14 protein-coding genes and 1 pseudogene are annotated in these 15,825 nt (G+C 60.1%); 8 read left to right on the top strand and 7 right to left on the bottom strand.

Translation table 11 applies throughout. The annotated features are described in order from the left end of the window. Nucleotides 1–111: 111 nt before the first annotated feature. Genes ON14_RS10355 through ON14_RS10375 form a run of 5 tightly spaced genes read left to right on the top strand, consistent with a single transcriptional unit; the run spans nt 112 to nt 4,911 of the window. The gene (locus ON14_RS10355) at nt 112–1,434 is read left to right on the top strand and encodes a hemolysin family protein (protein ID WP_010205016.1); all 1,323 of its coding nucleotides are present in this window, start codon (nt 112–114) and stop codon (nt 1,432–1,434) included. Then, nucleotides 1,434–2,468 carry a hemolysin family protein gene (locus ON14_RS10360; RefSeq protein ID WP_010205017.1) on the top strand — a complete coding sequence of 345 codons (1,035 nt, stop codon included), beginning with the start codon at nt 1,434–1,436 and terminating at the stop codon, nt 2,466–2,468. Before ON14_RS10355 ends, ON14_RS10360 begins: the two co-directional genes overlap by 1 nt. Before the next feature lie 27 nt (nt 2,469–2,495). Next, nucleotides 2,496–3,338, top strand: coding sequence for an ADP-dependent NAD(P)H-hydrate dehydratase (locus ON14_RS10365; RefSeq protein WP_010205019.1), 843 nt, complete (start codon nt 2,496–2,498; stop codon nt 3,336–3,338). After that, nucleotides 3,335–4,603, top strand: coding sequence for a glycosyltransferase 87 family protein (locus ON14_RS10370; RefSeq protein WP_010205020.1), 1,269 nt, complete (start codon nt 3,335–3,337; stop codon nt 4,601–4,603). Before ON14_RS10365 ends, ON14_RS10370 begins: the two co-directional genes overlap by 4 nt. After that, on the top strand, nt 4,600–4,911 hold the full coding sequence (locus ON14_RS10375; RefSeq protein WP_010205021.1) for a thiamine-binding protein: 312 nt from the start codon (nt 4,600–4,602) through the stop codon (nt 4,909–4,911). Before ON14_RS10370 ends, ON14_RS10375 begins: the two co-directional genes overlap by 4 nt. A gap of 73 nt (nt 4,912–4,984) precedes the next feature. On the opposite strand, the gene ON14_RS10380 is transcribed toward ON14_RS10375, so the two are convergent. The 6 genes and pseudogenes from ON14_RS10380 to ON14_RS10405 form a co-directional block, all read right to left on the bottom strand. Continuing rightward, nucleotides 4,985–5,656 (bottom strand): response regulator transcription factor, encoded by a 672-nt coding sequence (locus ON14_RS10380; RefSeq protein ID WP_010205023.1) that lies wholly within the window; start codon nt 5,654–5,656, stop codon nt 4,985–4,987. Nucleotides 5,657–5,693: 37 nt separating this feature from the next. Next, entirely contained in the window at nt 5,694–6,947 is a 1,254-nt protein-coding gene (locus tag ON14_RS10385; RefSeq protein WP_010205025.1) for a hypothetical protein, read from the bottom strand. After that, nucleotides 6,944–8,107 carry a sensor histidine kinase gene (locus tag ON14_RS10390; RefSeq protein WP_010205026.1) on the bottom strand — a complete coding sequence of 388 codons (1,164 nt, stop codon included), beginning with the start codon at nt 8,105–8,107 and terminating at the stop codon, nt 6,944–6,946. Before ON14_RS10390 ends, ON14_RS10385 begins: the two co-directional genes overlap by 4 nt. A 115-nt stretch (nt 8,108–8,222) precedes the next feature. Beyond that, a pseudogene (gene metX / locus ON14_RS10395) lies at nt 8,223–9,426 on the bottom strand (homoserine O-acetyltransferase MetX). A gap of 110 nt (nt 9,427–9,536) precedes the next feature. Further along, nucleotides 9,537–10,898, bottom strand: a complete 1,362-nt coding sequence (locus ON14_RS10400; protein WP_237719727.1) for a bifunctional o-acetylhomoserine/o-acetylserine sulfhydrylase — start codon at nt 10,896–10,898, stop codon at nt 9,537–9,539. 58 nt (nt 10,899–10,956) lie between these two features. After that, entirely contained in the window at nt 10,957–12,051 is a 1,095-nt protein-coding gene (locus ON14_RS10405; RefSeq protein WP_010205028.1) for an acyltransferase family protein, read from the bottom strand. A gap of 32 nt (nt 12,052–12,083) precedes the next feature. Between ON14_RS10405 and ON14_RS10410 the strand changes: the two genes are divergently transcribed. Next, the gene (locus tag ON14_RS10410) at nt 12,084–12,857 is read left to right on the top strand and encodes an SDR family oxidoreductase (RefSeq protein WP_039742597.1); all 774 of its coding nucleotides are present in this window, start codon (nt 12,084–12,086) and stop codon (nt 12,855–12,857) included. On the opposite strand, the gene ON14_RS10415 is transcribed toward ON14_RS10410, so the two are convergent. Continuing rightward, nucleotides 12,854–14,392, bottom strand: a complete 1,539-nt coding sequence (locus ON14_RS10415; protein ID WP_010205030.1) for an MFS transporter — start codon at nt 14,390–14,392, stop codon at nt 12,854–12,856. The genes ON14_RS10410 and ON14_RS10415 overlap by 4 nt on opposite strands. A 44-nt stretch (nt 14,393–14,436) precedes the next feature. Between ON14_RS10415 and ON14_RS10420 the strand changes: the two genes are divergently transcribed. After that, the gene (locus ON14_RS10420) at nt 14,437–15,105 is read left to right on the top strand and encodes a uracil-DNA glycosylase (protein ID WP_010205031.1); all 669 of its coding nucleotides are present in this window, start codon (nt 14,437–14,439) and stop codon (nt 15,103–15,105) included. Nucleotides 15,106–15,208: 103 nt separating this feature from the next. After that, nucleotides 15,209–15,715 carry a GNAT family N-acetyltransferase gene (locus tag ON14_RS10425; RefSeq protein WP_010205032.1) on the top strand — a complete coding sequence of 169 codons (507 nt, stop codon included), beginning with the start codon at nt 15,209–15,211 and terminating at the stop codon, nt 15,713–15,715. The last annotated feature ends 110 nt before the right edge of the window (nt 15,716–15,825 follow it).

Consider the following 15,825-nt stretch of genomic DNA (forward strand, 5'->3'; position numbering starts at 1 on the left):
CCATAATGGACGACCCTCCCTCTAGTTGTCGCCGGGGCCGAAAACCCCGCGCGATCACCACCTGTCTCTCGCCCTTCCTCACTCTCGCTCCCGTACCGGGGGTGAATTCTCATGAATGAGTGGCTGCTCCTCGCCGCTGGTCTCGTTCTTACGGTAGGCACCGGATTATTTGTTGCCTCCGAGTTTGCGCTGGTAAATCTCGATCGCTCCGAGCTTGAAGCTCGTCAAGAGCGTGGAGAGAAGCGACTTGCTCCCGTAATCTCAGCGTTGAAGCACACCTCAACGCATCTTTCGAGTGCGCAGCTCGGCATCACGCTGACGACGCTGCTAGCCGGATACACGCTCGAACCAGCGTTTAGTACGTGGCTCTCTGTTCCTCTGGGCGCGGTATTGCCAACAGCGGCGGTGGCGATTATTGCCACAATTTTGGCGATCACCTTTGCGACCCTGCTGTCGATGATTATCGGAGAGTTGGTTCCCAAGAACTTCGCGCTTGCGCTGCCGAAGGCAACGGCCAAGTTTGTTGTGCCGTTTCAGGTTCTTTTCACGACGGTGTTCAAGCCAGCAGTTAGCCTGCTGAACAACACGGCCAATGCGATTTTGCGCAGCGTGGGCATCGAACCGAAAGAAGAACTCTCGGGGGCCCGCACCGCAGAAGAGTTGACCTCCCTCGTGCGCCGCTCGGCAAGTCAAGGCAGCCTTGATAACGACACCGCCACGCTGTTGGCGCGAACTCTGGCGTTCGCCGACCACACCGCGCAAGACGTGATGACTCCGCGCCCTCGCGTCGACAGCATTGATCGCTCCGATAGCGCGCAAGACGTCATCGACTTGGCTAAGCGCACCGGCTTTTCGCGGTTCCCCGTGATCGACGACAGCATTGATGATGTTGTCGGCCTTGTGCACGTGAAGCAGGCTGTTGCTGTGCCGCACAAGAAGCGCGCCGATGTGCCCGTTTCGGCGATCCAGACCGAAGCGCTTCAAGTGCCCGAGACGATGCGGCTGGATGCCCTGCTCGCTGAATTGCGCGGCCGTGGCTACCAAATGGCAATTGTTGTTGATGAATACGGCGGAACTGCCGGCGTTGCCACTCTCGAAGACCTGGTCGAAGAGCTTGTTGGTGAAGTGTCGGATGAACACGACCGGTCAAAGGCCGATGTCGTGCGCTCGCGCGACTGGTTTACTTTTCCCGCCATCTTGCGCCCCGATGAACTCTTGGAACGCACAGGCGTAGAGGTTCCCGAAGAGGGACCTTACGAGACTGTTGCTGGCTGGTTGATGAGTGAACTCGGTCGCGTGCCGCGCACGGGAGACACTATTACCGCCGCTGGCGGAGTATTCAGAATTGAACGACTGGAAGGCCGAAGAATCGACCGCGTAAGGTTTACGCCCGATCCCATTGTCAACGCCAACGATGCTGAGGTGGTGAGCTAATGGATGTCTGGGGAATTGTCTGGCTTTTCGTACTGCTGCTCATCAACGCCTTCTTTGTTGGTGCAGAGTTTGCCGTAATCTCGGCTCGGCGCTCGCAGATTGAGCCCCTCGCCCAATCTGGTTCGCGCTCCGCTAAAACGGCGCTCTGGGCCATGGAACATGCCACGCTCATGTTGGCGGCCTGCCAGCTCGGTATTACCGTCTGCTCACTGCTGATTCTGAATGTGTCAGAGCCGGCCATCCACCATCTATTGGAGGTTCCGCTCGCCCTTACCGGGTTGAGCGAGGAGCTTATTGGCACGATCGCGTTCATCATGGCGCTGCTCATTGTGTCGTTCTTGCACGTAGTGCTCGGCGAGATGGTGCCAAAGAACTTGTCGTTCTCGGTGCCCGACCGTGCCGTGTTGATTTTGGCGCCACCGCTCGTGTTCATCGCCACTGTCTTTCGCCCGATTATTCTCGCCCTCAACGCGATAGCAAACGGCATCCTGCGACTGTTTGGCGTAACGCCCAAGAACGAAGCGAACAGCGTGTTCACGCTCGACGAAGTTGCCACGATCGTTGCGCAGTCCACCCGCGAGGGTGTGCTCAACGACGCTGGTGGAACGCTCACCGGCGCCTTTGAGTTCACGTCGAAGAAGGTGCGGGATGTCGCAATTCCGATGTCAGGGCTTGTCACCTTGCCCGAGGATGCCGCTCCCGCCGATCTTGAGAAGGCGGTCGCTCAGCGAGGATTCTCTCGCTACATTCTGTTGAATGATGCTGGCGAGCCCACGGGATACCTGCACTTGAAGGATGTGATCGATCTCGATGAGAGTGAGTTCAGTGAGCCGGTTCCGCCGAAACGAATTCGCCAGCTGATTTCGACGTATGACGAGACTGACCTTGAGGATGCTCTAGCGACTATGCGTCGTTCTGGCGTTCACGTTGCGCGCAGTTTTGATGCTTCCGGCGAAACCACGGGGGTGCTGTTCCTTGAGGACATCATTGAAGTGCTTGTCGGTGAAGTGCAAGACGCGACTCGGCGTCGCTAGCAGCACCATCAACTATCGTTGGTGACCATGGAAACGGATGCGCTGTGGAGTGCTGCTAATGCGGCATCACACATCGCTGTGCCCGGCAACGGCGATGACAAGTACAGCCGCGGTGTGCTTGGTGTCATCACTGGTTCGGCTCAGTATCCTGGCGCGGCAGTCTTAGGCGTTGAAGCCGCGTTGCGCACGGGGGTTGGCATGGTTCGCTATGTCGGTCCGGAGCGTGCCCAAGACCTGATTTTGCAGCGCAGACCAGAAGCGGTGATGACTGCTGGCCGAGTGCAGGCTTGGCTTATTGGCTCAGGGATGGACTTTGCGAACCGCGAAGCCGCTGCCGAACATCGCTTTGTCGAAGCGCTGCGCCAAACAGTTCCCGTGGTGCTCGACGGAGGGGCGCTTGATCTGGCAACGAGGGCACCGGGTCCGGTCGTCGTCACGCCGCACTACCGCGAGCTTGGTCGACTACTGGGCGAGCCGGTCGAGAGCATTGCTGCCGACCCACGAAAGTGGGCGATTGAGGCTGCTCAACGCCTCGGCATCACGGTACTCATCAAAGGGCACACCACGTATGTGACCGACGGTACAGTCACCGTTGCCGTTGCGGCCGCACCCGCGTGGCTCGCGACGGCAGGCGCCGGAGACGCGCTTGGCGGCATCCTTGGTGCTTTTGTGGCTACGCACAGCGACAAGGTGCTTGCCGACCCCGGGCTGCTCGTCGGGCTCGCGGCGACGGCATCGTTTGTGCATGGCACGGCCGCGCAGCGGGCGAGCGTTGGCGGGCCGTTCACCATTCTTGATCTGTGCGCCAATGTGTCCGCAGTAATCGCTGAGCTTGCTGTTGCCAAGGGCATCATCGCTGATCCAGCGTGACCACAACTGCCGTGACCAGCACTTTCGAGACCACCCGCGCTATGGCCGCGCCTAGCGCGCTAACGTTGGCGCTGGTATTCATTGCCGTGCATCTCACTCTTGGCCTGCTGAACCTCTTTGCGCCAGGGTTGCCGCTCGGCGATGTGACGATTGTCTATGCTCGCTGGGCCGAGCAGGCGTACAGCTCGGGCGCTGTTGTCGGGATCGATACGTCGTGGGTCTACCCACTGCTGGCGCTTGCACCGATTCTCGCTGCCGTCACCTTCGGGCTTGAGCACATCGCCGCGACGTGGCTATCGCTCGTGATGGTGCTGAACGTCGTCGCATTGGGCTTTCTCACCCGCTGGGGTCGTTCTCGCCGCGGAGTGATTGTCGGATGGTGGTGGGCGGCGTTTTTGCTTGCGCTCGGCCCGATTGCCCTCGCCCGGATCGATTCCATCACCGTGGCGCTGGCCATAATTGGGGTGCGGTTGCTGCGAGCACACCCGCAAACCGCCGGAGTCGTCTTAGCCTGTGCGACCTGGATCAAAGTGTGGCCAGCCGCATTAATGTTTGCCGCCGTTATTGCGCTTCGCGATCGCGGGAAGATCGCCGTAGCCGGGATCGCCACGACGGCGGCGGTCGTGGTGTTTGCGGTGCTGGCGGGGGCACACGGGAATGTCTTCAGTTTCATCACTGAGCAGACCGGGCGCGGCATCCAAATTGAATCACCCGTAGCCGGGATTTGGCTCTGGCAGATCGTTGCAGGGGTTGCCGATACTGCGATCTACTATGACACCGAAATCTTGACTTTTCAGGTCGCGGGGTCAGGGGTAGCGGTCGCGGCTGCCGTACTCACGCCATTGCTGGCGGTGATGGTGCTGACTATTGCGCTGCTGGGGATTCGCGCTGTTCGAGCAGGTGTAGCCGCATCGAACGTACTACCCCTGCTGAGTTTGGCGCTCGTTACGGCCCTCATCGTTGTCAACAAAGTGGGCTCGCCGCAGTTCATTTCTTGGCTCGCTGTGCCAGTAGTGTTTGGGCTGTTGAGCCACCGCATTCACAGCGCCCCGAGCTTCCGGATGCCGGCAGCTCTCACCCTGTTCATTGCAGTGTTGACCCACGCCGTCTATCCGTACCTGTACCACCTGCTATTGGCAGCAAACCCCGGCATGATCACTCTGTTGACCATCAGAAATCTGCTGCTCATCGCTTTGTTGGGGTGGGCGATTGTGGGCTTGGTCAGGCTTTCACCGAATAGTTCATCATCAAAGGAGTCAGTATGATCGTCGCATTTTCCGTAGCACCCAGTGGTGGCCCCGATGGCACCGACTCCGTTCACAATGCTGTGGCTGCCGCAGTGAAAGTAGTGCGGGACTCGGGGCTGCCGAATCAGACCGACTCAATGTTCACAACGATCGAGGGCGACTGGGATGAAGTGTTCGCCGTGGTGAAAGCAGCGACAGAAGCCGTCGGTGCTTTCGGTTCGCGCGTTTCACTCGTGCTGAAGGCCGACATTCGCCCGGGTCACACCGGTGAAATGACCGGCAAAGTTGAGCGGCTAGAAGAAGCGATCGTCCGTGCCGATAGCTAACGGCCCTTCAACCACGAAACAGCGGCAACCCAGTCGTACGAGGGGCTGCCGCTGTTGTCGTTAACGCCGAAGTTTAAAGGTGGTGCATCGTGTCGGTCTCAATGAGGATGCCGTCTTCGAGCGCACGCTTGCGCAGCGCTACCTTGGTTCCGACATCGAAGCCCGCAACACGGTACTTTTCGCGAATGCGCTTGAGGTAACTCTTGGCTGTCTCTTCAGAAATGCTGAGTTGGTAGGCAACAGACTTAACGGGCTCGCCGCCGCCGTAGAGCGCCATTACGCGGCGTTCTTGGGCGCTCAACTTGGGGGCGCCACCGATTTCGTCGGCGTTGAGCGCAAGGTCGAGTTCCGCCGAAACGAATGATTCTCCCTTGGAGGCGGCACGGATCGCTTCAACGATCATGTCGGCGTCTTCGCTCTTGACAAGGTAGCCGAGCGCGCCAGCGGCGAGAGCTTCGCGAACGACGTTGGGCTCGGAGTAGGTGCTCATGAGCACAACTCGCACGCCCATCGACTTGAGGGTGTTGATCTTGAGCGACACCGGAATGTTGTCTTTGAGATCGAGGTCGAGCAGAACGACGTCGACCGGAAATTCGGGGTGGATGGTGAGTTCGGGCCACGTGGGCACAGCGACGACCATGTCGATGTCTGCGGCCGCTTTCCTAATCCACTCGGTGAGAGCGCCGAGCAACATTCGGTGATCGTCGACGATTGCGAGCCGGATGCGCTTTGTTGGTTCAGTCACAATGAATTCCTCTAGTCGTTCGTCTTATCTTACGAATTTATTGGTCTGCAGGGTTATCGACAAGACATTCGATGTCGAGTCTCACACTGGAGTCTTCTGTGGAGTCGGTGAAATGCCCGACCTTTGCGATGGCTTCCCACGTTGATGCATCGATCCGATTCCGCACCACGCCGATCGACGTGATCGTGATTCCGATCGCTACTTTGTCTTCGAAGCCGGGGGCCACGACGGTAGTTGATGGAGCAATAGTGATGTGAACGGTATTTTTGGCACCGCGCTTGGGGGTATCGGTCACGAAAAGCCACGCTGTGGAGAGAAGCCCGTCACGCTGCACGGGGTCGAGCAGCCCAGCGAGGCTACCTTTGTCGGTGAGTCGCACCGATTTGCCAAGCAAATCTGACTCAGTAATCGCGTGGTACAGCCACGTTTCGCGGCGCCCTTCAATGAGATGCAAGCGAAGCTCGGTGGCCAAGGATGCCGCCGTTGAAGCGATCTTGGGAGCGAGGGGAAGCTTGGTCGTGCCGTTTGCCACCGAGTCGAGCAATTTTTCTGCTGCCAAGTCGAGGCGAGCAAGTTCTTCGGATGCCATCATCCCGACCGCAAAACGTGGTGCGGTGAGGGTGCTCTGCACCAATACCCGGTCAAGCTCAACCTGAACAAGGCGACGGAAGTTGCTGATGAGGCTCAGCCCGATCACCGTCGGAAGCACCGCGAATGCGATTGCCGTGATCTGAGGCGCCACACTGTCTGTCGTAAGCGGAACATTGAGCACAGCAGCAACGCCGAGCGCTACGCCGATCACCGAGACCGCGATGATGATGTCTGAGCTGGGGCGGACCGTAAGCACGAGCAGCAACGTCATTCCGGCGGCTATTGCTGCAGTCGCGTGCCCGCCAATGTCATGTAGCGGCCAGATGGCGTAGAGGTCGAGCGCAACCACCGCGGCAAGGCCAATCAGGAACAGCGCGAACATCCAATGAGGAAGTTGGCCGCTCACGAGTTGGACGGTGGTGATGGTGGCGGCGACGATGAGAATAAGAATGATCCACGCAGCGGTGGCAAGAATCGGATTCGGATACAGATCCCATTGGATGATGAGCCACACCAGCCCATAGATGGCACGCAGACTCACCAGAACTGCAGCACCGACGCCAACAAAGCCCGTTCCGAGGCTCGTTAGTCGGGGAGTGTCATCGCCCGCAAGGCGCCTCACCGTTGCGCTCTTAGAATGGCGTGGTTTGCTTCCAACGATAACGCCGAGGGTGTTTTCTTCTGGGGGAGCGTAGGTCATCGTGGAACCTCCAAGACAACGGTGGTGCCAGAGCCCGGCGTGGAGAACAGTCGAGCCTGGCCGCCGACCTCTTTGAGGCGTGCCACGACAGACTCCTTGAACCCGAGGCTGGCAGAGTCGACATCGTCGAGAACGAAGCCAACACCAGAGTCGGTAATCATCGCGCGTACCGTCGTCTCGTCTTCGGTGATGGTGACGTGAGCGTCAGTGACTCCTGAGTGGCGACGAACATTCTCCAGGCACTCTGCGAGGGCCAAGAGGAAAGCATCGAGGACATCGCTTGGCAAGAGCACCTGCCCAGTGCCGTGCCAGCTCACTTCGAGACCCATGCGGCCGAAACGTTGTTTTACTGATTCGAGTGTCGTGCCGAGCACCGTCTCGCTGACGGGAGTGCTGAGGTTGTAGTCTCCGGATGCTTGCGGGGTGGGGGTTGCCCCGAGGCGCAGCTGGCGCAGCAATCGTGCGTCATCGCCTGCCTGTTGGCGCATGGCATCCGCCGAAACGCCTACACCGGAGTGAGCAAGCAGCGTGAGCGTCGCCAACACCGTGTCGTGCAGGAGTCGTGCACCCTGGCGACGTTGAGCCTCAGTTTCACTCGCTTGGCGTTCAGCGCGGTGAGCGCGACCGATGCTGGCTATGCGGCGAACGGCTTGGGGAACGCCCGAACTAATCCAGAAGCCGATGAGTGCCGCAAGGATCCAGCCGAGTGTAAGCAATGCAAGAGTGGGCAGAGGCTTCTGGAATGGCTCAAGCGCCAGAACGGTTGTGCCTGCCACCGCCAAAAAGCTCGCCAAAAGTATGAGGCGACGCGCCAGCGTTGTCGTCAGGACAATTGCGAGACACGCCAACGAAGCTGACGCGAGTTGAGCTGCTGCCGACAGGCCAGCTGGGCTGGGGCCGCTCGGGGTTCCGGCGATGAGAAGAATTGCGAGGATGCCGGCGGCATAGGCGGGAAAAATCCACCCGAGCGAGCGGCTATTGCCAATCTGAAACTGCATGACCGCAATAACGAGGTACAGCGGAATGCAGAGCAGAAGCGTCATCGTATCGACGGCACCCGGAAGACTCAGGCAAATGACCGAAACGGTCAGAAAACTCAGACTCGCCACTCGCGCTGTGCGCTGCAGTAGGCGATCTCGTTCTTTTGCAATGAGGTCCATTTGTGGCAATGTTTGCACATTTCACCCCTCTGTCGGGGGTGACGCACCGCCAAAGGACACGAGGACTCCCCAATTTTGCCTCAACACGCGCGGTTTGTGGCGATTCCCAGCAGGTCTAGAGGTTGAGAAGTCGGCCCAATTGCGTGCTCACAAGCTCTGACTCAATCAAAAAGCCGTCGTGCCCAAATGGTGAATGGATGACATGTGGCAGCTGGCCGTCGAGGTTTCCGGGCAGAAACTCAGCGATGATCTCTTGACCAGAGACAGGGAAGAGACGATCGCTGTCGATGCCAAGCACAAGCGCCGGCATCGTAGCCAGAGCGAGTGTCTGCTGCATTGTGCCGCGACCGCGAGCAACATCATGTGAACTCATGGCCTCGGCCAGAGTGATGTAACTATTGGCATCGAAACGGCGCGCAACTTGTTGCCGTGAAAATCGAGGTAGCTTTCGACGGCATAGCGACCACCGCGACCCCAGGGGCTCACCTCGCTCTGCCAGGTGCGCGCAAAGCGTTCGTTCAGCTCGTCGGATGAGCGGTAGTTCAGTAGCGCAAGGCGTCGAGCCAGTGCGAGCCCCCGGTGAGGCCCATCGCCGTCAGCAGCATCGTAGTAGGCGCCATCGGCAAAAGCAGGATCTGTGCGGATCGACTCCACCTGCACCGAGTTGTGCCCAATTTGGTCTGCCGTCGACACAGGAGGCGCGGCAAGAATGGCGACCTTAGCGACGCGTTCGGGAGCCCAACCGCCCATTCAAGCGCGTGCATTCCCCCCATCGAGCCACCGATGACAGCAGCCCAGCGGTCAATACCCAGAACATCGCTCAGTGCCGCCTGAGCGGCGACCTGGTCGCGAATAGTGATGAACGGGAAGCGGGAGCCGAACTCGGCTCCGTCGGGGGCGTGTGACGCCGGCCCGGTGCTGCCCTGACAGCCACCCAAGATGTTGGGGGAGACGACGAACCAACGATCGGTGTCGATTGCTTTGCCCGGGCCAACCAAATCGTTCCACCATCCGGCGGTCGAATGCCCGTCGCCGGGCGTGCCGGCAATGTGACTGTCGCCGGTGAGTGCGTGCGCTACGAGGATGGCGTTGGAAGCGTCATCGTTGAGGGTGCCGTGAGTTTCGTAGGCGATTCGTGCCGACGCGAGCTTTCCACCGAACTCTAAGGAGAGATTCGTGATCGTGGTGAACAAGCGCTGCCCGACAGGATCGCCCTCGCGCCAGGCGCCAGTAGCTGAGGGCTTGCCAAGGAGCGAACGCACGTTTGCGTCAGTGATGAATGCCGAAGGAACAGTGTCTTCAGGTGTCTGCCAGTCCATGTCCTCTAAGTATCGCGAACTATTCTGTGTGGCACGAAATTATTACGGCTGTCGTTAACGAACAAAGCGGCGACAGCGTTCAGAGAACGCCGCCGCCACCCACAGCAGTCTTAGACGCGAGCGCGAGCCTCAGCAGCTGTTGCGCGAGCGGCATCGAAGCCGATCTGCAAGTCAGCCTTGATGTCCACGATGTTCTCGAGCCCGACCGAGAGGCGCACCAGTCCTGGTGTGACTCCGGCGGTCAACTGCTGCTCGGGGGAGAGTTGCGAGTGCGTGGTTGACGCGGGGTGAATAATGAGGCTGCGCACGTCACCGATGTTGGCGACATGGCTGAAGAGTTCAACGCTGTTGACGAATGAACGCCCAGCATCCACCCCGCCCTTGAGTTCGAAGGAGAGAACTCCGCCGACACCCTTGGGTGCGTACTTGTTGGCGTTGGCGTACCAGGGGCTCGACGGCAGGCCGGCGTAATACACGGTGTCAACGTCATCGTGGCTGTCGAGCCACTCGGCGATTGCTTGAGCATTCTGAACGTGACGTTCGATGCGCAAGCTGAGCGTCTCAATTCCCTGAATGAGAGAGAAGGCACTGTCAGGAGAGATGGATGCACCGAGGTCGCGAAGCAATTGAACGCGCGCCTTGATGATGTAAGCGATCGAGTCGCCAAGAACGGTCGTGTAGCTCGCACCGTGGTACGAGGGGTCGGGCTCGGTGAGTCCGGGGAACTTCTCCACATTCTTCGACCATTCAAACTTGCCGCCATCGACGATAACGCCGCCAAGAACTGTGCCGTGGCCACCCAAGAACTTGGTCGCGGAGTGAACGATGATGTCGGCGCCGTGCTCGAACGGACGGATCAAGTAGGGCGTAGCGATCGTGTTGTCAACGATCAGCGGAACACCGTTGCTGTGGGCAACATCAGCCACCGCGGCGATGTCGAGCACGTTGATGCGCGGGTTGCCGATGGTCTCGGCAAAGAGAAGTTTGGTGTTGGGGCGAACCGCTGCAGCCCACTCGGCGGCATCATCCTGATTCTCCACGAACGTGGTTTCGATGCCGAGCTTGGCGAGCGTGTACTTGAAGAGGTTGTACGTTCCGCCGTAGATCGAGGACGACGAGACAATGTGGTCGCCAGCCTGCGCGATATTGAGAACGGCGATGGTGGTTGCCGACTGACCAGAGGAGAGCAGCAGTGCTGCGGTTCCGCCCTCGAGCGCGGCAACGCGCTGCTCGACGACATCCTGAGTGGGGTTCTGGATGCGGGTGTAGATGTTGCCGAACTCCGCCAGAGCGAAAAGGTTCTTGGCGTGATCGGCATTGTTGAACACGTAAGCCGTGGTCTTGTAGATCGGTGTGGCCCGCGCGTTAGTGGTGGGGTCAGGCTGCGCACCAGAGTGGATCTGTTTGGTTTCGAAGTTCCAGTCGCTCACGGCGGCCTCCTTGGTCGGTTGGTGGATCGGGCTATCCGCCACACTCCGAGCCTAAGCAGGCCTCACCGACCGGTCAATCAGTCGTGAAATATGTCGTAACTCAACGCTTTTTTGAGACTTTGGCGTCGTCGTCGGGTAATGGGGCAAAGAGCCACCGAGGTTTCGGCTCAATGATGTGGTGAAAAACTTTCTTCACAATGGGAGTGGAGAGCACCAGCGCAATGCCCATTGAGGCAAGCACGAGGCTGAGGAGCCACATCGCCGACGCCCGTTCATCCTGAAGGAGTCCGCTTTCGCGCAGGGGATAAAGAACGAAGCTATGAAGCAGGTAGACGTACATGGTGGCTTGACCGGCATCCGTAATCCACGTGTGGCGGCGCGGAACGAGAGCAAAAAATGCGGCACTCAGGATGACCGCAAGAACGATGAGCCCGAGGCGGATGCCCCCAGCGAACCACTGGTCCTCGCCCAGACCCTGATAAGAGTCGTCGTAGAAGAACCAGAAGCGCAGATCGATGGTTCGCCACAGCTCGATATTGCCGAGAACGATGGCAAGCCAACCGGCAAACACCGTGACGGCGAGCCCGCGAATTAACCACACGGAGCGTTCGGCAACCCGCCACCGTTCGATCAGCCCCCACTCGCGCAGCTTCCACCCCAACACAAAGAAGGGAAGGATGCCGATGGCCCGAGAAAGCGAGAACGTGCTGTCGACGTTGTCGAAATAGCCGACCCCGATCGAGCCGATGATGGCCCACACCAGCGGATAACGGAGCAACGCAAGGTAGGGCAAGACAAGGCGGAAGATGCCGAGGGCAAGTAAAAACCACAACGTCCAACTAGGTTTCGAGGGGTTGAGGTCGGTCTCGCCCTCGGCGAAGAACTTCACGAGCGCCCAAATGGCTTCCATGATGAAGTACGGCAAGAGAATGTCGGTGAGAACGCGGCGCATCTGTTTGGCCGATGGCGGCCCCGGCTTAGAGAAGTAGCCGCTGATAATCGCGAATGCGGGCATGTGGAAGGCGTAGATAAAGAGGTACAGCGCGAGGGCGTTGTTGGAGTCGTAGGTGAGCCGCTGAATTCCGTGGCCAATTACCACCAGAGTGACCGCAAGAAAGCGGGCGTTATCCCAGTGCGGCATGCGCACTTTGGGGGCGCGGTCAGTCCGCGGGGCGCTGAGGGGAACTCCGGTCATTTGTTGAAGTGTAATACCGCTACTTTGGAAGGATGGTGAATCGGCGAGTAGTAGTGACAGGAGCAAGTTCAGGTATCGGCGAAGCGACCGCGCGGCGCTTCGCGAAGCACGGCTGGCAGGTGGTGGCTGTTGCGCGTCGTGCTGACCGTCTTGCCGCGCTCGCCGCGGATACCGGCATCGAAACTTTCGTGGCCGATGTGACTTCGCAGGCCGATGTCGAGGCGCTCGCCGCCTACCTGCGTGAGCTTGGCCCGATCCATGCTCTGGTCAACAATGCAGGTGGTGCCCTTGGCGTCGCCAGTGTTGAAGACAGCGATGCGGATGACTGGATCCGGATGTTCGACGTGAATGTTGTGGGCACCAAGCGCGTAACCAGTGCGCTTTTGCCGCTGCTGCGCGAAGCGATCGTTGAGGGCGAGACGGCCAGCATCCTCATGGTCACTTCGATTGCGGCAACCGTGCCGTATGAAGGTGGCAGCGGCTACAACGCCGCCAAGTTTGCTCAGCATGCGCTCACCGCTGTGCTTCGTCTTGAGCTTGCGGGGGAGCCGATCCGCGTGATCGAGGTTGCCCCAGGCATGGTGAAGACCGAGGAGTTTGCGCTCGTTCGCTTCGGGGGTGATGCGGCCAAGGCTGACACTGTGTACGACAACGTTCCCGACCCGCTCGTCGCTGACGACATAGCGGAAACGATCGTGCACGCCATCGAGCTGCCGCCTTTTGTGAACCTTGACCTCATCACGATCAAGCCCGTTGCCCAGGCTGCACCGCACAAGATGATTCGCGGCGAGCTCAAGCCGCGTTAGCGCGTTACGTCGGCTTCGGCGACGGGATCGGCGTCGGTTTCGGCGTTCGGGTTACCCTCGGCAGTTGCGTCGGCGGCGTCGGTGGGCTCGATATCTTCGATGTCATCCACAACATCCGCAAAGGCTAGTTTCGGCACTAAGAACAACAGCACTGCCGCGACGAGGGCGCCCGCACCACAGATCGTGAAGACCGTCAGGTAGCCGAACAGGCTCGAGGCTGTTTCGGAGACAGCGGATGCGGCTCCGGCTAGCAGCACGATGGCGAATATCGCGGAGGCGAAAGATCCGCCGATCGTTTTGGTCGTGTTGGTGAGCGCCGTAGCGATTCCAGTCTGGCCTCGCGGGGCGGCCGCAGCCGCAGCAGCAGGGAGCGCGCCAACGAGCGCACCCGAGCCGAGGCCCGCGATACTCATATTGAGGAAGACGCTGAGCACTGTGGCGTGGAACGGCAAGAACATCAGGTAGCCAATGGCGACCAAGAACGTGGCCACGATGAGCGCCACGCGCGGGCTCTTCCACTTCGACAGGATCGGGAACAGCAGCGCTCCCACGATCATCGAGACGAGGTAAGCGCCGATGATGTAGGAAATCTCATCGGATTCCATGCCGAGGCCGTAGCCATTGATGGGGTCGGTGCCGGCGAAGGTCGCGAGCGGTGCTTGCGCGCCAAGAAGGCTGATGCCGACGAGGCCCGCCGTGAGTTGGATGGGCCACATGCTCGGGTCGCGCAGCATCCGAAGATCGATGGCGGGGTCTTTCTGACGCAGCTCGTAACGTCCCCACGGAATGAAGGTCGCGATACCGGCGAGCATGACGAGGTAGACCCACCAGGCGCCGGGCCCGTTGATGCGCAAGAACGTGAGGCCGGAGGTAATGAGCAACAGGCCGATGGTGAGGAGCACGAAGCCCCAGAAGTCAAGGGTGCGGCCGGGCAGCGGTTTCGATTCGGGTACGCCGAAGAGGATGACGAAGAAGACGATGGTGACCGCAATGGCGGGGATCATGAGCGTCTGTTGCACATTCTCGCCGAAGGCCTTGAAGATGCGGCCGCCACCGAGGGCGCCCATGATGGCACCGGCTTCGAGAGCGACGACGAGGAAGCCCGCAGCCCGCCGGGTCTGCGATGCGCCCATGCCGGTGACGCGGCCGCGGTCAAAAATCAGCGCGACTTCGAGGGGGAGCCACACCACATAGAAACCTTGCAGAGCCCACGCGATCAGAAAGCTTGTGAAGTCTCCGGTGAAGGCGAGCCACCAGGTGGCGCCGGCGGTGAGAACCGTTGAGATGAGCAGGATGCGCTTATGGCCGTGCATGTCGCCGAGCTTCGCCAGAATCGGCACCACAATGGCGCTCAGCAACAGCTGCGCGGCTTCGAACCAATTGAAGTCAGCATCGCGGATGCCCAAGTGCTCAACGAGGTCGGGGATGAGGGGGATGTAGTACCCCTGAATGATTCCGCTCACCAGCTCGACAAAGAACAAGTAGCCGATGAGGCCGACTGTGATGGCACCGGATTTTCCGCGAAGGAATGACATGAACGGATGCTATCGGTAGACCGGGCGCGCATTAGCGTAGTGACATGGACTTGAGCAGTGTCGACCCCGGGTGGGCTCGTGAATTGCACCCGTTCGAGGGGCAGTTGGCGGCGGTTGGTGCGTTTCTTGATGCCGAGAGCGCAGCCGGGCGACCGTGGCTTCCGGAACCGGATGCCGTACTGCGGGCATTTACGACACCGTTCGATGAGGTGCGCGTGCTCGTCGTCGGCCAAGACCCGTATCCGACGCCGGGGCACGCCGTGGGGCTCGCTTTCTCGGCCGACCGGATGGTGCGACCGCTACCGCGGAGCCTCAGCAACATTTACAAGGAACTGCACGACGACCTCGGCATCCCGCCCGCAGCACACGCTGACCTGAGTGCGTGGCAGAGCCAAGGCGTGCTGTTGCTCAACAGAGTGCTGACGGTGCAGGCGGGCCAGACAGGCTCCCACCGCCGTCACGGTTGGGAAGAAATCACGGCTGCAGCGATTCGGGCGCTCGCGGCGAGGCCGCAACCCCTTGTTGCCGTGCTGTGGGGCAAGGATGCGGCATCCGTTGCGCCGTTGCTGGGCGTTACGCCCGCGATCGTGAGTGCGCACCCGAGCCCGCTGTCTGCGCGCCGCGGGTTCTTCGGTTCGAAGCCGTTTAGTCGGGTGAATGCGGCGCTTGAAGCGCAAGGGGCTGCACCTATTGACTGGCGCGTTGACCGCTAACTCGACCTCTAAAATAGGAGTCGCGTTACCCACGACACGTGCAAGCGTCACCACTTGCAGTCTTCGCTGATCGCATTTTTGTCACGACACCTCAGGAGCAGCCATGGCACACCACTTTAGAGATGCCATCGCAGTGGATGATGCGGCGCTCGCCGAAATCTACGGCCACTACGTGAGCACGACCGTCGTGACCTTCGACATTGTTGAGGTCACTCCCGGGATCATGACCGCCAAGCGGGTCACCGTGGAAGAGTCGGGGCTGCCCTTCATCGTTGCGGTCGACGACGATGAGCGTGTGCTCGGCTATGCCGCCATGTTCCCGTGGCGCCCCAAAGCCGCCTATAAGCAGACTGTCGAAGGCTCGATCTATCTCTCGCCGGCTGCAACCGGGCAGGGTGTGGGCGGCGCTTTGCTGAACGAACTCATCGAGCGCGGGCGCCAGGCCGGCATCCGCGAGATCATTGCCGTGATTTCGGATGACGGAGCCGACGCTTCCATTCATCTTCACAAGAAACTGGGCTTCGAATCCATCGGGCACCTCACGCGCGTCGGCTTCAAGTTCGACCGCTGGGTCGGCACCTTCCTGATGCAGAAGTCGATCGACGCATAGCGCGCTGCCGCGCACGCTCCGCGAACGAACCCCGCACGACCAAACGGTTCGCGAACGAACACCGCGCGAACATCGTGCGAGCGAATAGCTCGCAAATGAACTCGCTGCGA

The organism is Salinibacterium sp. PAMC 21357 (assembly GCF_000247645.1).
In the GTDB taxonomy this organism is placed as follows: Bacteria; Actinomycetota; Actinomycetes; order Actinomycetales; family Microbacteriaceae; genus Rhodoglobus.